General features: G+C 72.2%; 18 protein-coding genes. 10 read left to right on the top strand and 8 right to left on the bottom strand.

The window, feature by feature from the left end; all coding sequences use genetic code 11:
• Positions 1 to 156: 156 nt before the first annotated feature.
• Positions 157 to 576: a MerR family transcriptional regulator gene (locus ACWCPW_RS18460; RefSeq protein WP_449762626.1), complete on the bottom strand. Its 420-nt coding sequence runs from the start codon at positions 574 to 576 to the stop codon at positions 157 to 159.
• A gap of 28 nt (positions 577 to 604) precedes the next feature.
• On the opposite strand from ACWCPW_RS18460, the gene ACWCPW_RS18455 reads away from it, so the two are divergent.
• From ACWCPW_RS18455 to ACWCPW_RS18425, 7 genes are all read left to right on the top strand, one after another.
• Positions 605 to 1399 carry a methyltransferase domain-containing protein gene (locus ACWCPW_RS18455; RefSeq protein ID WP_449762625.1) on the top strand — a complete coding sequence of 265 codons (795 nt, stop codon included), beginning with the start codon at positions 605 to 607 and terminating at the stop codon, positions 1397 to 1399.
• A 334-nt stretch (positions 1400 to 1733) separates the two neighbouring features.
• Positions 1734 to 1862 (top strand): lasso RiPP family leader peptide-containing protein, encoded by a 129-nt coding sequence (locus tag ACWCPW_RS18450; protein WP_449762624.1) that lies wholly within the window; start codon positions 1734 to 1736, stop codon positions 1860 to 1862.
• A gap of 241 nt (positions 1863 to 2103) precedes the next feature.
• Positions 2104 to 3924 carry an asparagine synthase-related protein gene (locus ACWCPW_RS18445; protein ID WP_449762623.1) on the top strand — a complete coding sequence of 607 codons (1821 nt, stop codon included), beginning with the start codon at positions 2104 to 2106 and terminating at the stop codon, positions 3922 to 3924.
• Between the two features lie 16 nt (positions 3925 to 3940).
• A complete protein-coding gene (locus ACWCPW_RS18440; RefSeq protein WP_449762622.1) occupies positions 3941 to 4201 on the top strand; it encodes a lasso peptide biosynthesis PqqD family chaperone in 261 nt (86 codons plus the stop codon).
• Entirely contained in the window at positions 4198 to 4626 is a 429-nt protein-coding gene (locus tag ACWCPW_RS18435; RefSeq protein WP_449762621.1) for a lasso peptide biosynthesis B2 protein, read from the top strand. Before ACWCPW_RS18440 ends, ACWCPW_RS18435 begins: the two co-directional genes overlap by 4 nt.
• Positions 4623 to 5639 carry an ATP-binding cassette domain-containing protein gene (locus ACWCPW_RS18430; RefSeq protein ID WP_449762620.1) on the top strand — a complete coding sequence of 339 codons (1017 nt, stop codon included), beginning with the start codon at positions 4623 to 4625 and terminating at the stop codon, positions 5637 to 5639. Before ACWCPW_RS18435 ends, ACWCPW_RS18430 begins: the two co-directional genes overlap by 4 nt.
• Before the next feature lie 4 nt (positions 5640 to 5643).
• Positions 5644 to 6459: an ABC transporter permease gene (locus ACWCPW_RS18425; protein ID WP_449762619.1), complete on the top strand. Its 816-nt coding sequence runs from the start codon at positions 5644 to 5646 to the stop codon at positions 6457 to 6459.
• A gap of 106 nt (positions 6460 to 6565) precedes the next feature.
• Here the strand turns inward: ACWCPW_RS18425 and ACWCPW_RS18420 are convergent, their stop codons facing one another.
• From ACWCPW_RS18420 to ACWCPW_RS18410, 3 genes are all read right to left on the bottom strand, one after another.
• Positions 6566 to 7003 carry a DUF6314 family protein gene (locus tag ACWCPW_RS18420; RefSeq protein ID WP_449762618.1) on the bottom strand — a complete coding sequence of 146 codons (438 nt, stop codon included), beginning with the start codon at positions 7001 to 7003 and terminating at the stop codon, positions 6566 to 6568.
• A gap of 77 nt (positions 7004 to 7080) precedes the next feature.
• Entirely contained in the window at positions 7081 to 8757 is a 1677-nt protein-coding gene (locus ACWCPW_RS18415; RefSeq protein ID WP_449762617.1) for a helix-turn-helix domain-containing protein, read from the bottom strand.
• Positions 8758 to 9117: 360 nt separating this feature from the next.
• Positions 9118 to 11118 (bottom strand): hypothetical protein, encoded by a 2001-nt coding sequence (locus ACWCPW_RS18410; RefSeq protein WP_449762616.1) that lies wholly within the window; start codon positions 11116 to 11118, stop codon positions 9118 to 9120.
• A gap of 308 nt (positions 11119 to 11426) precedes the next feature.
• On the opposite strand from ACWCPW_RS18410, the gene ACWCPW_RS18405 reads away from it, so the two are divergent.
• Together ACWCPW_RS18405 and ACWCPW_RS18400 are read left to right on the top strand one after the other, a co-directional pair.
• Entirely contained in the window at positions 11427 to 11771 is a 345-nt protein-coding gene (locus tag ACWCPW_RS18405; protein WP_449762615.1) for a hypothetical protein, read from the top strand.
• Positions 11772 to 11881: 110 nt separating this feature from the next.
• Positions 11882 to 12535 carry a class I SAM-dependent methyltransferase gene (locus ACWCPW_RS18400; protein ID WP_449762614.1) on the top strand — a complete coding sequence of 218 codons (654 nt, stop codon included), beginning with the start codon at positions 11882 to 11884 and terminating at the stop codon, positions 12533 to 12535.
• A 149-nt stretch (positions 12536 to 12684) separates the two neighbouring features.
• Here ACWCPW_RS18400 and ACWCPW_RS18395 read toward each other — a convergent pair whose 3' ends face one another.
• On the bottom strand, positions 12685 to 13809 hold the full coding sequence (locus ACWCPW_RS18395; protein ID WP_449762613.1) for a cation diffusion facilitator family transporter: 1125 nt from the start codon (positions 13807 to 13809) through the stop codon (positions 12685 to 12687).
• A gap of 98 nt (positions 13810 to 13907) precedes the next feature.
• Here ACWCPW_RS18395 and ACWCPW_RS18390 point away from each other — a divergent pair, with 98 nt between their 5' ends.
• Complete coding sequence (locus ACWCPW_RS18390; RefSeq protein WP_449762612.1) at positions 13908 to 14264, top strand: ArsR/SmtB family transcription factor; 357 nt, start codon at positions 13908 to 13910, stop codon at positions 14262 to 14264.
• 34 nt (positions 14265 to 14298) lie between these two features.
• Here ACWCPW_RS18390 and ACWCPW_RS18385 read toward each other — a convergent pair whose 3' ends face one another.
• The 3 genes from ACWCPW_RS18385 to ACWCPW_RS18375 form a co-directional block, all read right to left on the bottom strand.
• Positions 14299 to 15504 carry a serine hydrolase domain-containing protein gene (locus ACWCPW_RS18385; RefSeq protein ID WP_449762611.1) on the bottom strand — a complete coding sequence of 402 codons (1206 nt, stop codon included), beginning with the start codon at positions 15502 to 15504 and terminating at the stop codon, positions 14299 to 14301.
• Between the two features lie 546 nt (positions 15505 to 16050).
• Positions 16051 to 16329 carry a hypothetical protein gene (locus ACWCPW_RS18380; RefSeq protein ID WP_449762610.1) on the bottom strand — a complete coding sequence of 93 codons (279 nt, stop codon included), beginning with the start codon at positions 16327 to 16329 and terminating at the stop codon, positions 16051 to 16053.
• Between the two features lie 110 nt (positions 16330 to 16439).
• The gene (locus tag ACWCPW_RS18375; RefSeq protein ID WP_449762609.1) at positions 16440 to 18875 is read right to left on the bottom strand and encodes a hypothetical protein; all 2436 of its coding nucleotides are present in this window, start codon (positions 18873 to 18875) and stop codon (positions 16440 to 16442) included.
• Positions 18876 to 19069 lie beyond the last annotated feature (194 nt).

Below are 19069 nucleotides of genomic sequence, written 5' to 3'. Positions count from 1 at the left end.
GGCCCGCGCGGGCCGCAGGTAAGGCCCTCGGCGAAATTCACGCCGGTGCTGCGGCGAACGCGCAGGTGGCGCCGCGCAATTGAGCCGAACCGAGGGTGGGCCACCGATCGCCCTTCCTCGGTCGCCCTTCCTCGATCACCGTTCCTCGATCACCATTCACGGGGACGGACTCCCGGTATCGATCCGCTCGGTGAGCACGCGGCGGAAATGCGGACACCGGGCGACATCCTCGTGGTCGCAGTCCAGGGCACATTCGATGAGACGGAGTCTGGATCGGGCGGCGGCGATCGCGGAGCGCGCGGCCTCGGCTTCCCGGCGCAGGATTTCCCGGCGCGCCGCGGAGTCGGCCGTGGTCAAAGATCGGATGCCCGCCAGGCTCAGGCCCGCTTCCTTGGCCCGCAGGATCACGGCGACGCGGGTGACGGCGTCGGTCCCGTATCGGCGCCGGCCGGCCGTGTCGCGCGCCGGGCTCAGCAGACCCATTGTCTCCCAGTGGCGCAGGACGTGTGTGGGCACACCGAAACGCCCCGCGACGGCGCCGATGCTCAGGGTCTCGTTCGAGCCGCTTGACTTCATGCCGACATTAAGCCGGAGCCTTGGGGCCATGTCCAAGAAACGGAAAGAAGAACCCGCGACGCCTGCGCTCGTCGCCTTGCTCGACGCGGCTGAGGAATTGTCGGGCGCTCGACAACTACGCGAGCGAGCCTACGAGTTGCTGGACGCCGGGCCGGGATCGAGGGTGCTGGACGTGGGGTGTGGCGCGGGCCGCGCGGTCGACGAGTTGGCCCGGCGCGGCGTCGAGGCCGTCGGAGTGGACCCGGACGAGCGAATGATCGAGGTGGCGCGAAGCCGGTGGCCGGAGCGGGACTTCAGGCGTGCCGACGCGCGACGGCTTCCGCTGCCGGACGCCTGCGTCGACGGGTACCTGGCGGACAAGGTCTACCACGAACTGCGGGTACCTGAGCAGGCCTTGGTCGAGGCCCGGCGCGTGTTGGCCCCGGGCGGGCGGATCGTGCTGGTCGGTCAGGACTGGGACGCCTTCGTGATCGACTCCGACGACCCGGCGCTCACCCGCACGATCGTGTGGGCGCGCGCCGATGCGATCGCCGGGCCGCGGAGCGCGCGGCGCTATCGAAATCTGCTCCTTGACTCCGGATTCGGGGATGTCACGGTGGAGGCGCGGATGGAGATCTTCACCGATGCCGCGATGCTTCCCATGGTGGCGGGGCTCGCGGAGAAGGCCCGCGCGACCGGCGCGGTGACTCGCGTACGGGCCGACGCGTGGATCGCCGAGCAGCGCGAACGCGCGGAAGCCGACCGGATGTTCCTGGCCCTGCCGATATTCGTGGCCGCGGGCACCGCCGCGCGTCGTGCCGGCTGCGATCTCACCCTCGCGTAGCCGGACGCGGAGCGTCGGTGACCGCTCGGCAACCGGGCCGGGCGAGACTCCCGAATTCTCGCCGGATGGAGGTCGATCCGAGGTACGCCGCCGGATTCGCGCGTTTGATCGGGCAGGAACGGCTCGACGGTTTCCGGCGACCGGTCGAACTCTTCGACGAGCCGCCGTGGTCCCGCCACGATCGGTTGTCGTGGGACTGGCGTGGGACCTGTGCCCCGGGTGCCCGGGACAACGGGCGGCCTAGCGTGGCGGGGGTCCGGACGAGGAGGGGACGTCGATCCGGTCGACGTGTTCCGCTCGCGACATCCGCAGTACGCAAGGGATGGAGAAGATCATGACGTACGACGACGGTTACGAGCCCCCGGCGCTGGTCGAGGTCGGCGACTTCACCGAACTGACCCTCGGCCTCTGGTGGGGTTGCCCGCAGGACATCTTCGGCGGTCCGACGCCGCTCGCCTGCTGACCCTCGCGTCGGCAAGTCGCCGGGGACTGGGGTGCGGAGGCGCCTCGCGCGCCTCCGCACATCCTTCCGGCACCGCGCGTTCCGCGCGCTTCCGCGTACCCCTCGGACCGCGCGCCTCCCGGGTACGCCTCGGGCCCCGCGCGAATCCGGCGTACCCCGCGGACCCCGCGCGCCTCCCGGATACGCCCGGGACTCCCGTGGAGCAACCAACCTCACCGGATCGTCACGCCTGGAGAAGGCCATGGACTTTCTGATCCTTCCGGACGTCTCGGTGCCGGAGTCGATCACCGTCGGGAACGCCGGACAACGGCCGTTGCGATGCCTCGCGCACGCCTCGGGCCGGCCGTGGCTGGTCGGGCACTGGGCGGACGAGGACGTCACCGTGCTCGTGGCCGGCACCCGTCGGCTCGTGGTGTTCGGGCGGACCCGCCTCGACACCGATACCGCGACCCGCATCCTGGCCCGGGCCCGCTCACCGCACGATCTGGACGCGTTGGCCCGCACACTGCCCGGCAGCATCCACCTCCTCGCCTCGATCGACGGCCGGATCCGTGCCCAGGGCGCCCTGTCCGGCACCCGACAGATCTTCCACACCCGCCTCGCGGGCGTCACCGTGGCGGCCGACTCGCCGGGGCGCCTCGCGCACCTCGTCGGGGCGCCCCTGGACCGGGACGTCCTGGCCCTGCGACTGGCGACCCCCGGGGCACCCTGGCCGCTGAGCACCCGCACCGTGTGGACCGGCATCGACCAACTCGACGCCGGTTGCCGGCTGGACATCGACACCCGCGGCGCGCGGCGCGCCGTGCGCTGGTGGCAGCCGCCCGCGGCCGAAGTCCCGCTGCCCCGGGCCGCCGACAGCGTACGCGCCGTGATCCGCGACGCCGTCGCCGTACGAACCGCGGGCGGACGCACGGTCAGCGCCGACCTGTCCGGCGGACTGGACTCCACCGGCCTGTGCTTCGTCGCGGCGGCCGGCGAGGGCACCCTGCTGACCCACCACTGGCGGCCCCTGGACGCCGCCAACGACGACACGACATGGGCCGAACGAGCCGCCGAACTTCTGCCCGCCGCGCGGCACCGCGTGGACGGGCCCGCCGATGGTCCGGGCTGGCTCGACGAGGTCGCCGACCCGGGCATCGTGGACGGCGCGCACGGCCCCCTCCCGTGGAGCCGCAATCTGGCCCGGATGGAACACGTCGCACGCGACTCCGCCGCCCGGGGCGCGACCGTGCACCTGATGGGCGTCGGAGGCGACGAGTTGTTCTCCGTCACCCCCACCCACCTGCGGACACTCGTGCGCACCCACCCGCTCACGGGCCTGCCGGCGGTGCTCCGCTGCCGGGCGCTGAACCGCTGGGGCCTGCTCCCCACCCTCCGCGGTCTCACCGACAACGACTCCTTCGCCGACGCGCTGCTCGCCGGCGCGCGCGGCCTGCACGCTCCCGCGCCGCGGCCGTCGCAGGTCTTCATGGGCTGGGCGCCCCACCCGCGCCTGCCCGTCTGGGCGTCCGCGAGCGCCGCGGCGTCCGTACGCCGGCTGCTCGTCGACGCGGCGGCGGACGACCCCCGGCCGCTGCACCCCGAACGGGACCGGCACCAGATCCTCGAGGGCGTACTCCACGGCGGGGCCGCGATCCGCGGCATGGGAGAGGTCCTGTCCCGGTTCGGCATCGACCTCGCCGCACCGTACCTGGACGACCGGGTCGTCGAGGCCGTCCTGTCGGTCCGGACGCGGGACCGCATGCCGCGCGGCGGCTTCAAGCCGATCCTGACCACCGCGCTGCGCGGACTGGTGCCGGACGAACTCCTGGCCCGGCGCGGCAAGGGCGACTTCAGCGCGGAGTTCCACGCGGGCGTGGAGCACAATCGGCGCCGGCTCGCGGAACTGTGCGAGGACCTGCGCCTGGCCCGGCTCGGACTGGTCGACGCCGCAGCGCTGCGCGCCGCGCTGTCGGGGCCCAAGCCCGACACCGCGGCACTGGCGCCGTTCGAGAACACCCTGGCCTGCGAGAGCTGGCTGCGCTCCGCCGAAGCGTGCCGGTCGCAACCGGTCCCGCGATAGCCACAGGAGGATTCCGATGACCATCACCCTGGCCCCGGACGTCACCGCAACGGAGGTGCCGGACGGGCTCGTCCTGCTCGACCAACGCAAGGGCCGGTACTGGCAGTTGAACGCGACCGGGGCGCGTGCACTGCGCCTGCTCCTGGACGGTCACACCGCGGACGACGCGGCGGCCCGATTGGCGCGGACGTCCCCGGCCGCCGCCGCACGGGCGCACCACGACGTACGGAACCTGCTGCGCGCGCTGTGCAACGCCCGTCTGGTGGTGGCGTCATGACGATGCCGGTCGTCGCGGAACAGCCGGTGCCCCTGGCCTGGCAACGACACGTCACGGCGCGCTGGGCGGTCGCGCTCGCCCGGCCGTTGGCGCTCCTTCCGCCGCGACGACTGCGCCGGGTGTTGTGGGCGGTGGGCCTGGGCACCCGCCCCGCCGGCGCCGCCGAGACGCTGGAGGCGAGGCGGGCCGTGGTGTCGGTGAGCGCGCGCTGCGCCGGTCAGGGATGCCTGCAGCGATCGGTGGCCACGCTGCTGCTGTGCCGGCTGCGGGGCGCGACTCCGGACTGGTGTACGGGAGTTCGCACGCAGCCGTTCCGCGCGCACGCCTGGGTGGAGGCCCGGGGCGTGCCGATCGGGGAGAGCGCCGACATGGCGCTGTTCCACACGGTGCTCAGTGTGCGACGCCCCGACCGGCGGTCGTCATGAGCATCGCCGCCGAGGAGGGAACGACCGCCGCCCGGGTGGCCGTCGACGACGAGATCGCCATCCGTGCCGAAGGGCTCGGCAAGCTCTACGGCGACACCGAGGCCGTGGTGGGGCTGGACCTGGAGGTCCCGGCGGGCCGGATCTTCGGGTTCCTCGGCCCCAACGGCGCGGGCAAGAGCACCACCATCGGCATGTTGTGCACGCTCGTGCGCCCGACGCTGGGCCGGGCCCGGGTCGCCGGCCGTGACGTGCGCACGGAACCCGACGAGGTGCGGCGCCGGATCGGGCTGATCTTCCAGGAATCGACGCTCGACGTGGATCTCACCGCCGAGGAGAACATGCGATTCCAGGCCGACCTGTTCGGGATCCCGCGACGGCGTTCGCGCACGACGATCCCGGCCCTGCTGGATCTGGTGGACCTGGCGCGGCGCGGGAACGCACCGGTGCGCACACTTTCGGCCGGCACGCGCCGCCGGTTGGAGATCGCCCGGGGTCTCCTGCACGCACCCCGCGTGTTGTTCCTCGACGAGCCCACCACCGGGCTGGATCCGCAGACCCGCGCGGCCGTGTGGGAGCACCTGCACCGCCTGCGACGCGAACAGGGCATCACCATCTTCCTGACGACGCATCACCTGGAGGAGGCCGAGAACTGCGACCTGATGGCCGTGATCGACGCGGGCGAACTGGTGACCCAGGGAACACCCGCCGCGCTCAAGGCCGTTGTCGGCGCCGATCTGGTCACGCTGCACACCGGCGACGACGAGCGGGCGGCGCGGGCGGTACACGAACGTTTCGGCCTGACGGCGGAGGTCCACGAGGGAGGTCTGCGGGTGAGGGTGGCCGACGGCGCGGCGTTCGTGCCCCGCCTGTGTGCCGAACTCGACGTGCCGGTGCGGTCGGTGCGGGTGACCGCGCCCTCGCTGGACGACGTCTTCCTGCACTACACGGGCCGCACGATACGGGAAGCCGACGGCGGTCCGACCGCGCCGTCCGGCCGCGGACCGAGGAGGTGAACCCATGGCGAGCATCCAGGCCACGCGGGATCTGCGTACCGTTCGGGTGTTGTGGCAACGCGAGATGATCCGGTTCGCCCGCAATCCGGTCCGGCTGGCGATGGGGCTGGTCACGCCCCTGATGTTCCTGCTCATCCTGGGGACCGGACTGGACTCACTGGTCGGCGGTTCGGCCGACGGATTCGGCGACTACCGCGCGTACCTGTTCCCAGGCGTGCTGATCATGGCCGTGCAGGCGCCCGCGATCGCTGTCGGGGTCACCATCGTGTGGGACCGCCAGGCGGGATTCCTACGGCAGATGCTCGTCGCGCCGGTGCGCCGCGGGGTGTTGCTGACGGGCATCTGTCTCGGGGGAGCCGCCACGGGGGCGGCCTACGGCGCCTTGGTGCTGGCCGTCGCCGGAGCCGCGGGAGTCCCGTATCGTCCGCGACTGCTGCTGGTGCTGCCGGAGTTGGCGCTGATCGCGTTCGCCTTCACCGCGCTGGGGGTGCTCGCGGCGGTGTGCATTCGCCGGATCGAGACCTTCCAGGTCGTGGTCGGCATGTTCATGATGCCGCTGCTGTTCCTGTCCGGCGCGATGTTCCCCGCGCGCGGACTCCCCGGCTGGCTGGGGGCCGCGGTCCTGATCAACCCGCTGACGTACGGCGTCGACGCGCTGCGGCGCACCCTCCCCGGGGAGGCGGCGGCCCCGGACGGCGTGGCAACGGGACCACAGTGGTGGGGGTGGGCGCCGCCGGTACCGCTGGAGGTGTCCTTCCTCGCCGTCGCCGCACTGATGGCGTTGGCCCTGGCGACACGCCGCTTCTCGCGCACCGAGTAGCCGCGTGGCCGGGTGTCGGGGTGGCGGGCGAGCCGACCGGCGTCGGCGTCGGCGGGGTTTGGTGAGCCCGGGGCCCGGGGTTGGGCCCGGAGCCCTGGGCTGTCGCTCAGGACCCGGTGGGAATGCGTCGGTACACGGACGTCAGCGTCTGGGTCTTCGTCGGGCCCTCCACACGCCACAGCAGGTGCCACTCGTCCCGCGACACGACGGTGAACTCGCCGTCGTAGCGATCGGCGGCGCAGGGGTGTCGGGTACTCCATCGGCCCGTGCGCAGGTCGAGACGGTGGAACGGTCGCCCGTCGGCGAAGAGCACGTCGACCGTGCCGTCGGCCCGTGGAACGAGGCGGTGGGTGCGGCTCGCCGGATTGGCCGTCCCGGCCCAGACGAACTCACCGGACTCCACCTCCAGCAGCTCGTCGTCGGTGCGGCGAAAGACCGCGGTCCCCACGAAGGTGCCCCGCGCGCCGGAGCGCTCGTCGGTCACGGCGCGGTCGATGGACCAGCGGCCGACGAGATAGGCGGCGGTGTCGGGAACGGGACGCATCCTCCCATGATGCCCGGTCCCGGACGGTCGGATCACACCCGGTGTGCCGTGCGCCGGCCCGAGGGGTCGCCGGGTGGTCAGGTGTAGTCGATCAGGATCGGTCGTTCCGTGACCCGTACGGTGTCCCGGGAGTCCACGCCGTGGGCGCTCCCGTCGAGCCGGCGCACCCGTGTCGCCCCGGCGCCCACCCGGACGTCCGCGGTGCCGGTGTGGGTCCAGCGGATCCGGGCGCCGCGCGGGGTGCCGTGTTCGTCGGGGACGACGAACTCGCACTGCCACACGTTGTCCGGCAGGCCGATCTGGCCGCCGTTGCCGCAGGAGAGGATTCGCGCGTGCGCGAGCCACTGCTGAAGGCGGTCGACGAACAGCCCCGCGCGGGTGGGCTGCCGGCCTTCGGCCTGGAGCACGAGCGGGATCTTTCCGTTGCCCCACGCATAGAAGTACATGCGTTCCAGGCCGCGATTGCGGGCGTACAGGCCGGTCAGGTAGAAGCGCACCGCGAAGTCCGCGGCGGTGTCCGGGTCCAGCGGGTCGTTCAGCGGCAGCGATTGCGTGGTGCCCGTGTTCCACAGCGGCAGATGGTAGCCGGCCTGCTGGAAGGTTCGGTCCACGTCGTTCACGGCCGTCAACATGGTCTCCGGCGGGTCGGCGACCTGCCGCTGGTAGAGCTTGACCCCGGCGGCGTCGCAGTACTGGTAGCCCCCCAGTTCGGCGAACCTCAGCAGGTAGTCGTGCGACTGCCGCTTCCACAGCTCCGTGATGGACGGGCACACCACGGTGGCGCTCGGGTCGTCGGCCCGGACGATCGCGCTCGCGCGGCGGGTCATCTCGACCAGGGTCTCCACACTGCCGTTGTAGTGGTGTTCGTGGTTGGCCATCACCCACAGTTCGTACGCGTCGATCCCGTCGCCCGCGTGTCGCACGAGGGACCGCACGAAGGTGTCCCAGTCCGCCAGGTCGTCCGGCGGCGCCGCTCGCGACCCGTCCGGGTAGGCGGCCTTGCGGGCCTCCGGCGCCGCCCAGGCCGGCGTACCGCCGAACACGAACAGCGTGGGCAGGCCCTGTTCTCGCGCGCCGTCCAGGAGTCGGTCGAGCGTGGACCAGTCGAACTCCCCCCTGCGCGGCTGCACTTGCGCCCAGCGGGTCTCGCTGTCCCACAACCGCAGGGCCCCGACCCGGAACGACGGCATCGCTCCGCTCGAACTGTTCATCGTGACGCCGAAGAGCTGGGCGGGCACCGGTGACGGAGCCCGCGTCCAACTCGTGGCCTCGACCGACATGCGCTCGGCCGGCGGCCCCTGCTGCTGCGGGGTGCTCGCGACGGCGGTGGCGAGGACGACCAGCACCACGCCCACGGCGACCGCCAAGCGCAGGGCCGAGCGCCGCCGACGCCTCGGGGGGCGGCCCGCGGCCCGCGTGCCGGCGGAGGGCGCGGAGTCGGTCGGCGCGGCGGGCTCGACGACAACCGGGGAGGGAATCGGGTCCTGTACCCGGCCCTGGCCCGCTGCCGCGTTCCAGCACTCGAGCAACGTGTTCAGGTCGTCCGGGCCGGCCCCGCACTCCTTGGCGATCCGGACGACAAGGGCGTAGTCCGGTGGCACCGACTCGCCCCGGCAGTACCGGTGCAGGGAGGAACTGCTCGTGAAGACCCGGCGCCCCAGGTCCTGGTAGCTGAGACCGCTGCGCCGCTTCAGCGCCGCCAACACGGCGGACAATTCGCGGACTGCTGCTGCCCTGTCCTGTGCCTCGTCCATGCGGCCCACCCCCGTGACGGCGCTCTCCAGTTCCCGCGTCAGTATGGCAAGCCCGTCCCAGCCCCGCCGCGATTGTGCAGGTCAGCCCCGGGACACCCGTCCCACGGCGGGACGGGACGCGATCACCCTGGTCATCGGCCGTGCCGGGGACCACAGTTGATCCCGCCGCGCCGACGGGGGAGACCGGACGGGGGCCGTCGGCGGCGGCTTCACGACGGTCGAGCGCGAGACCGGGGGGATGCGAACGACGCCCGTCGCCATCGGGCGTGCGACGGCGGGCCGTTCGCGTGCGAGGTCGGCGTGCGAGGTCGGCCCGCGACGCCGTCCGGCCCGTTCCCACGACAGCACTGGTCCATGTCCCTAGTCGTCGGTGTCGGCCGCGTGGAGCAGGGATCGCACCTTGCCGTCGTCGCCGAAGCGGTATTGCAGCGCCCATTCGCAGAACTCGCGGGTCGTGTCGTCGGGGTGCGTGCGAAGCGCCTCCAGTAACTCCTCGGACGAATCCTTGGTCCCGGCGCGGCGATCCTGGGCGGTGAAGGTCGACTGGTAGGCGAGCGCTCTGGCCACCGGGTAGAAGCGAGGGTCGTCCCTGGTGATGTCCCCGGTGGCAAGTTCTTTCATGATCAGGGCGGTTCCGGCCCGGACGGTCCTGAGATTTCCGCGATCGCGCGCGCCGAATCCGGCCCCGAAGCAATCCCCGATGGCGAACAGGACCGCGTGCATCTCGGTGATCTGGGCGTCCGTCGGCCCGTTGGCGAGTTTGCCGTGGGCCTCCTTGCAGGCCTCGACCAGGATCCGCGCCACGGTGTTGTCCCGGCGCTGGAGGAAACCGATGGCGAACAGCGCCCGTACCCGCAACCAGGACTGCTCCTTCTCGTGTTCGAGCACATGCTCCAGCGCGTGCACGACTGCGCCGCTCCACCCGCTCGCCATCAGCGTGTCGATCGCCCTTCGCCGTTGGACCACGGCGTTTTGCAGCAGGACGTGCAGGAGGAGGGCCTTGGTCGGCTGCAGAACGCGTTCGGGGATCTCCTGGGAATCCAGCGAATCGACCGCGCCCCGCACGACGCGAAACCAGGACTCGTCCCGGGGCTCGGGCGTCGGCCACACATTGCACACCGGTGTCCCGGCATCGAGTACGGACTCCAGGGTCGCCGCCGTCCAGCGCAGACCGCCCGCGTCCTGGCCGGCGCCCTGGTCCCGCAACCACGTCACCAACTCGCGCAGTCGGGCCTCGACCTCGCCGACGCGGCGGGCCTGTGCGTCGTCCTCGCGGTGGAGCGGATTGTGCGCGAGGGTACGTTGCCACAACCCCAGCGCCGCCGTTCCGCGCTCCCGGGTCGTCGAACGGGGATCGGTCGCCCGGGTGAGCAGCAGGTCCCGCACCCAGTCGTCCTCGGGCGGCGACCACGGTTCGGGGATCGCGACGGCCAGCTCCAGATCCAGCGAACGTCCCGGGCACACGCTCTTGCGCCGGAGTTCCTCGGCGTCCTCGAGGAGGCGGATCACCCAGCCCTTGAGATGCGAGGTGGAGCCGAGATTGTCCTGGCACAGGTGGACCAGTTGGGTGAGCACCCGCCAGTGCCGAAAGCCCAGGGGCGACGTGCGCAACCCGCCACCGATGAGGTCGCCGAGATCGGGATCGTAGGCGTACCTGGTGAGGCTGCCCAGCAACACCAGCGCGTCGATGTTGCGCGGCGTGGGCGGCGCGCCTCCGATCAACGCCAGCCGCTCGGCGATCGAATGGATCTTCTTCTTGTACTTCTGCCGCAGTTCCGAGGACGAGCGCCTGGCGTGGTCGACGGGCATGAAGAGGGACAACAGCGCGGACGCCTGGATCAGCACCGCGAATTCGGTGTCCGCGTCGTCCTGCAGGATCTCCCACGTCCAACCGGCCGGGAGGTGCGCGGGCAGGCCGTCGTTGCGGGTGAGCCCGCGCAGCCGGATACCGAGCGAGTTCAGGCCGCCCAGGGACTCGGTGTCGGGGGCCAGCGCCACCATCGCCCGGTCCAGGTTGCGCAGCCAGTCGCCCGTCAGCGCCACCGATTCCCGGGTGTTCGGCCGATTCGCGGACTTCCCGTTCGAGGTCGAGGTCGAGGTCGGGTTCGAGGTCGAGCTCGTGGTCGGGTTCGGGGCGCGCAGGCTGCCCGTCACCTTGGCCGGGGCACTGCCGGCCCCGCGCGCCACGGCGTTCTGCGAGATGCCGTACCGCTCGAGGCGGGCGAGCTGCGCCGCGAGCGCGTAGCGCATCAACTGCCCCACGTCGTCGATGTCGTCGACGTGATGTCGAATGCGGTCCTCGCCCGGCCTCGCGGCATCACGGTCGACGCCGCCGGCGGGCATACGCTCCCCGGGGTCCATTCCGGAACGTTAACAGCGCTGTTGAGGCCGCGCACCGCACACGTGGAGATGCGTGCCCAGCCTGTTACGCGATCCCATCGGGGTTGTCCTGACCTGCGCAAACGACTTCGCGCGGAGGGTCGTGCACACCCCGAACACGCTTGTCGGGGCAGGTGGGGCCGACCACGATGAGGAGTGCGAGCGAAAGAGGTCCTCGGGATCCGAGCGGGTCCCCGAGATCCGTGCGGACCTCGAGGACCCATCCCGAAGACGGGCCCGGTGCGATCTGCGGTCGCCCCGGGCCCGGCATAGTTGCCCAAGGAGCGCATATGCCTGAGATCTCCACCGCCGACGGTAGCCCGAAGCCCGCTCCGGAGCCACAGGTCCCCCAGGAGCGCGACCGTCCCTCCGACGGCGCCCCGCAGTTCGACGTTTCCCGGTCGCAATGGCGCGATGCCGTCTACGGGTTCGCCTACGTCGGCATCGCCCAGACGACCCAGGCCGGGTTCGACCCGGACACCATCGCCGTCGTCCTGCCCCTGTACGTGCTGTGCGTGGCGGCGGCCGGACTCACGGAAGCCTTCGCCCGCCGACTCGCCGACCGCCTCACCCGCCGCCGCGGCGTCACCGTCGCGTCGATCGTCCCCTCGCGCCGGCACCGACCTGGTCGATGACCGCACGCCCCTCGACCGCGGTCGAGCCCGGTCGAGGGGTCCTCATCGCCCGATCGCGGGTCGGTGCGGCCCAGGGCGTCGGTGTCGGTGTCGGTTGCGAGGATCGACGGATGACCGACCCCCTCGCGATCACCGCCTATTGGGACGCCGCCGCTCCCGCCTTCGACGACGAGCCGGATCACGGCCTGCGCGCCGGCGCAACACGTGCCGCGTGGTCGCGGCTTCTGGCCGGGCTGGTGCCGGCCGACCCGGCGGACGTCTTGGACGTGGGCTGTGGGACGGGATCGCTCTCGCGACTGCTCGCGGAGGCCGGCCACCGGGTCACGGGTGTGGATCTGTCGCCCCGGATGATCGAACGCGCCCGGGCCAAGCTGTCCGCGGGCGGCCTGTCGGCCCGATTCCTGGTGGGCGACGCCGCGGCGCCGCCGACCGGGGACGAGCGGTACGACGTGCTGTTGTCGCGCCACCTGCTGTGGACGTTGCCCGACCCGCACGCCGCACTGCGGGACTGGGTGACCCGGGTCCGCCCGGGCGGCACCCTGCTGCTGATCGAGGGGCGTTGGCGCGAGGCCGGCCAAGGCGGCGTCCCGTATGTGGCCGGCGCCGAGGCGTTGCCCTGGCACGGCGGCGTCGGAGCGCACGACCTGTCCAGCGCCGTGCGCCCGTTCGTCGCGGACCTGCGCGTCGAACCCCTGGACGAAGACCCCGCGCTGTGGGGGCGCGCGGTGACCGACGAACGCTACGCCCTGATCGCCCGGACCTGACCGCAACCCGGACCCGACGGCAACCCGGACCCGACGGCAACCCGGACCCGACCGCAACCCGGACCCGACCGCAACCCGGACCCGACGGTAACCCCTACCCGGCCGCGACTTCGACCCCACCCATCGACGCTCCGGGCGCACGCGGGCGATCAGGTCCGGACATGGTGGGCCAAGGCCGCGTGGGGGTCGTTGCCGTCGGCCACGGCGGCGGGATCGGTGTGGACCAGGGCGGCGTTCAGGCGGGGGAGGGCGTGCAGGAGGGCGTGTTCGGCGGCGACGGCCACGGTGTGCGCGTCGCGCAGGTTGAGGTCGGCGTCCACGACGACGGCGACCTCGGCGCGCAGGCGATGGCCGATCCAGCGCATCCGCAACTCCCCGACGTCCAGCACACCCGGCACCGCGCGCACCGTGGCTTCGGCGGTGTCGACCAGCACCGGGTCCACGGCGTCCATCAGCCGGCGGAACACCTCCCGGGTGGCGTCCTTGAGGACGGCGAGGATTGCCAGGGTGATCAGCAGTCCCACGATCGGATCGGCCGGCGGCCACCCGAGGGCGGCACCGGCGGCGCCGAGCAGGACGGCGAGTGAGGTGAAGCCGTCGGCGCGCGCGTGCAGTCCGTCGGCGACCAGCGCGGCGGAACCGATCCGGCGCCCGGTGCGGATGCGCAGGCGGGCCACCCACTCGTTCCCGACGAAGCCGATCAGCGCCGCGAGCGCGACCACGGGCAGGTGCGAGACCTCCCGGGGATTCAACAGGCGCTCGATCGCGGTCCACCCGGCGAACGCGGAGGACGCGGCGATGGTGAGCAGGATGACGATCCCGGCGATGTCCTCGGCGCGGCCGTAGCCGTAGGTGAAGCGTCGGGTCGCCGCGCGCCGCCCGAGGACGAACGCGATGCCCAGCGGGACCGCGGTCAGCGCGTCGGCGCCGTTGTGGACGGCATCGCCCAGCAACGCGACCGATCCGGACAACAGCACCACGAAGGCCTGCAGGACGGTGGTCGCGCCCAGGACCACGAGGGAGATCCACAGGGTGCGCATGCCGTCCGCGGAGGCCTCCAGGGTCGCGTCGATTCGATCGCGCGCGTCGTGCGAGTGCGGGGAGAACGTGTGCGCCAGGGCGTGGCGGAGCCGCGCCCACCGCCCGCCGTCGTGGTCGGGGTCCGGGCCGAAGTCGGGCTTCTCGCGGCCGTGCTCGTGCGGGCCGTGCGGGTGCCGGTGCGGGTGGCCGTGGGGGTGGTGGTGTCCAGGGTGGTGTGCGGCGTTCTCGGGCACGGGCGGTGTCCTCGGGTCGGCGTTCGGCGCGGATCGGCGGCGTTCGGCGAGGCGGGTCGGGTCGGTGGTCCACCGACCCCGCCTTCAATTATGTGCACATGAGCGCACGCATGCACCTATCAGGTGCGTACGATGCGCAGGTGCACGACGAAAGCGAGCGATACGCGGTCGCGGTGGAGGTCCTGACCCTGCTGGCCGACCGCACCAGACTGGCCCTGCTGCGACGCCTGGCCGAGAGCGAGGCCGACGTGGGCACGCTGACCGAGGCGTGCGGCGCGAGCCGTACCTCGGTCAGCCAACACCTGGCCCGACTGCGCCTGGCCGGCCTCGTCACCACCCGCAAGGAGGGTCGCCGCGTCGTGTACGCCGTGCCGCACGGCCACGTCAACCGCCTGGTCGACGAGGCCCTGCGCGTCGCCGACCACCGCATCGGCAACCTCCCGCCCCACGACTGACCCGGGCACCCGCCATCTCGAGGGCCGAACCCGGTCAGGTCGTGGTCGCGGTCAGGGCGAGGAGATCGAGGGAGAGTTCGCGGTCCTGCTCCTCGAGGTTCCATGTGCCTTCCCGCGCCACGTGGTTGCTGACCCAGAAGACCATGGCACGGTCGGCCGGACGGATCAGGAAGCGCGCGTAGGACCAGTCGTTGCCGCCGTCGTGGGTGGCGATCGGGCCGGACGCGGAGGGCAGGACGCTCCAGCCGTAGCCATAGGACTGCGGTGTGTCGGGGCCCTCGGGGACGTGCGGAGTGAACATCTTCGCCTTCGCGGTGGCGGGCAGGATCGATTCGCCGTCCAGCGCGCGGTACCAGCGGAACATGTCGCGCGCGGTGGACAGCAGGCCGCCGTTGCCGCGCAGGTTCCAGTACGGGCCGTCCGGAGCCCACGGGTGGTCCAACGGGGTGCCGTGGGCGTGGCCGTCCGCGTCGTACTCGACGGCCATGTCGTCGCGACGCGGGTCGGCCGGTCGGTAGCCGGTGCGGGTCATCCCGGCCGGGGTGAACAGGTTCCGGGTGAGGAACTCGGAGTAGCTCGTGCCGGAGGCCTTCTCGACGATCGCGGCCAGCAGCGAGTAGCCGACGTTGGAGTAGCCGAACGTCTCGCCCGGCGCCGCGTCCAGTGGAGCCGCGAGCGCGCGGGCGAGCATGTCGTCGCGGCCCACCGGATCGTAGTCGTCGCCGAGGCCCTCGGGCAGGCCCGAGGTGTGGGTGAGCAGGTGGTGCACGGTGATGTCGCGCTTGCCGGCGGGGACGGGGCCCAGATACGTGCCGATCGGGTCCGTCACCCGCAGCGCACCGGTCGTCTCCAGCTTCAGGATCGCCGCGGCGGTGAAGGACTTGGTGATCGAACCGATGTCGAAGACGGTGTCGCACCCGGCGTCGACGCCCGACTCGATGTTGGCTCGGCCGCGCCCCTGGCAGCTCACGAGTTCGCCGTTTCGAGCGGTGGCTATCGCCCCACCCGCACCGGACGGCCAGTGCCTGTCGAGATACACGGCGACGGCGGCTGCCCGTGCGGACGTCGGCGGGGCGACCGTGGCCGTGGCAGCCGCGGTTGCGGTGGGTGCCTTGGCCGCCCCGCTCGTACTCGCGGACGACACCGGCGGCTTGCCGTCGTCGTTCGCGCCCGAGCAGCCCGCCAGTATCAGCGCCGCCGCCGAGGCCCCGGCCAGGAAAGCGAACCGACGTCGTCGCACACGTGAGATCCGTAGCATGGCGTTTCCCCCGAAGCTCGGACGCGGACGTCCCGCGTCGTCCCCGACAACGCTATGAATCCGCGAACCGAGCGTCTTCCCGCATCCGAGCCAAACTCGGTTCCCCGCTCGGGGGGAGACGAAGCCACACGGATCCCCCGTCCGAGGGACCGACCGGCTGCCGCATCCGAGCCGCATCCGAGCCGCATCCGAATCCGCATCCGCGTCCGCGAGAGGCTACGGCATGCGGATCCGCCGCCACTCCCGACGAGTTCGCCGCGCCGCCCGTCGCGAACGCCGGACGCACCCGGCGGGCGCGGCGCACCGGTGCCTCGGCGGCGGCGAAGCTCTGCCGCCGGGTGGCCGGCCCGGTGATGGCCGACTCGCGCCCCGACCGTCGACGGCCTCGGGCGTCGTCCCCACCGAAGGTGTGGGTGGTGGGGACGACGCTCGCGTGGCGAAGGCACGGCCCGGGACCGTGGGAGTCCCCAATGCGCACGGAGTGCGTGCCGAGGTGCCGGGGGCGCCCGGTTTCGAGGGCTCCGAGCGCTACTTCACCCACAGCTCGTAGTTCTCGAACTGGCCGCCGCCGGTGCACTGGTAGCTCGACCAGCGATGGGCGTTGATCCCCTGGTTGCCCGTGTCGTTGCACGCACTGGCCCAGTAGTAGTCGGTGATGTAGGTGTAGCCGGGGCTGGCCGGCGGGTGGCACGGATGCTCGCAGGCCACCGTCGCGGGGGCGGCCTGGGCGGGAGCCGCGGCCAGTACGGTGCCGGCGAGGACGGCGCCGCCGGTGGCGAGAGCGAGTACGAAGTTGCGGAGACGCATGATGATGTCCCTTCGAAGCGCGTTGCGTGGACAGCCCGTACACGGTCGGTGACGGTCTGCGGTATGACACAGAGAATGTGACCTGCGTCACAGTCAAGGTGAGTGTGGCCTTATCGGGCCACCGCGCCGGCCGTCGCGAGCAGTTCCGGGACGGTGCCGGTGAAGTCCGCGAACAGGTGCAGGGCGACGGTCCACGCCTGGGGATCCGAGCCGAGATGCCCCCGCAACAGTCGCGCGAGGAATCGCACGGGCGGGCGCCACGTGGTGGAGTCCCGCCGCCGACGGCGACCCAGGACGTCGAGCGCGTCGCGGGCGGGGTTGCCGACCCGCACCACGTCCTCCGGCGTGATCACGCCTCGGTCGAGCGCGCGGGCCAACCAGTCCTGCACGTCGCCGTCGGGCGAGAGAAGTCGCAGCGAGGCGAGACCGACCAGGAGCAGTGCGCGCGGGCAGTCCGGTTGACCGACCAGCGTGTAGAGGATGTCGCGGTGGAAGGGTTCCGTGCGATGGGCCGCGCTCAGTTCCGGCCAGGACAGCGTGCCGCCCTCCGCCCGCAGGTGACGGATCGGCTCCTCGCCCTTCCCGGTGTAGCGGCGCAACAACGCCACGATCGCCTCGGGGGAATCCAACCCGGCCAGACGGGACCTGAGTTCGTCGAGCCCGTCGGAGGATTCCAATGCCGCAGAGGCGATCCGCCGGGTTCCGGCCGGCAGCGGATGCTTGGCGCCGCGCCGGCCCTCGAAGTGCGTCTCGTCGAGCAGTTCGCGGACGGCGACCGGACCGTGCCGCTCCCACAGCGCGACCAGGAGCCGGAGTCGCCCGTTCTCGCTGTGGATCCTGATCCGCGCGAGTACGGCCCGGACCACGCGGGGGTCACCGGAGGCGATGCCGGCGGTGACGGATTCCCGGTCGACCGAGGTGTCGCCGCGCACCGCCGTGATCAACCGTTCGGAGATCGCCACCGGATTCCCGGAGCGGCCGACACCGGCCAACACGCGCGCCCGCTCCGCCCGGTCGATGAGGGTGAAGAGAAAGAGATTGGCGTTGACCTCGGGATCGTCCAGGTCCGAGAGGTTGGCGAGATCCTCGGCCGACAGGTCCCAGCGCGACGCGTGCGCGGCCTGCGCGGCGCTGCCGCGCACGGCGTACACGTGGTCGCGCAGGCGCGGTGTCAGCCGGCCGTACAACAGCAACTGCTGGACTCCGCGCGGGTCCAGCACCGGAATCATGGCCCGCGTCGCCTCCTCGGGCGCGCATCGCAACAGCCGCAGCAGCACCGCGCGCGACCCCTCGGGAGCACGCCCGGGGAACAGCGGCGCGAGCGGCGAGGACCACGCGGCGGGACGTGTTCGGTCCGCCTGCCGGCAGTCCGTCTCGATCAGGTCGAGCACGGTCCCGGGGAAGCGTTGCAGACTGCGGTACAGGGACAACCACAACGCGGGCTCGGCGCCCAGCGGTTCGACCAGACGGGTCAGCAGGGCGTCGACGGCCGGGTCGTCGTCCGGTATCGCGGCCAACGCGCGCCGCGCGGGCGTGACTTCGTCCAGTACACGCTCGGGCGACCACCATCGCTCGGTGATTCCGCGCCGCAACAGCCGTTCGAGCAACTTCCCGTCGGCGATCAGGCACGGCTCGGAAAGCGCGTCGAAGGGTATCCGTGCCGCGTTGTTCGCGACGTCGTACGGGTTGTTGCGCAACGCCGCCAGAACCAGGTCGTCGGGACAGTCGGGCCATCGGACGAGCACACACCAGTCCCGATTGTCGAACGGCCGGCGGGCCTGCTCGGCGCGGACCGACTCCCAGTCGGTGACCGCCACTTCGAACGCCCGGCCCCGCTGCAGACGGACCTGCAGCAGCGCCTCGTCGGTCGAGGAGACTTCCACGGCCGGAATCCGCGCGGGCTCGGACGCGTCGAGGGCATCGCGCAACAGGCCGAGCAGGTCCGGCTGATGCAGTTCGCCCGCGGCCGACAACCGCGCGACCGCCTCTGCGAGAGCGGTCCGGCCCCCGACGTCCACCAGGTGGCGGCACACCCGGGTGACATGCCGAGGGGTCATGGACGGGGCCAGTGCGACAAGCGCGGCGATCATCACTTCGGGGAACGGGGCGCGCAGAGCGGGTCGCAGCAGACTCGGGGCGACGGGAGGGACGGTACGCGTGAGGAGTTCGACCAGGCCGCCGGGGTCGCGCCATCCGACGTCGGCCGGATCGGCGGCGGCCCAGACGGCCGTGCGGGTGGCCTCGTTGTCGTCGAGTGCCGGATCGGCGGTGTACAGCGCCATCGCGAGCGTGGGATCGCCGACCCGGGCGAGCATGGCGCGCCACGGCATCGTTCCGCAGCGCCCGCCGACGTTCGCCGCCAGTGCGGCTCGCAACTCGCGGTCGTCGGTGGCCAGTACGTACCGCACGAGTCGAGGGGGCAGACGCGCCGCGTACCTCAGCATTGCGATCGTCTCGGCGCGCAGCCGCCGCACGAGGGCACCGACATCCGCCGAGGGGACGAAGTCGTAAGCGACCACGACCGCGGCGGAGAGCGTGCTGTCCATGCCGTCGGCACCCACCTTCCGAACCAGGGAACGACCGACCGGACACCGCGATCGGCCGCGTACGCGCGGCAACCGGAACCGAACTCGGACACTCCGCGCGACACAGGGCATCGCCTGCGCCGCACCGGAACCTTCCACACGCGACCGACAGACGGGCGAGCGGGGTTGCTCGGGAGGATCCGGCCACACCCTGG

This window comes from Embleya sp. NPDC001921 (assembly GCF_053594475.1).
Note: the sequence above shows the minus strand (reverse complement) of the source record. Positions and strands in the feature narration are given on the sequence as shown.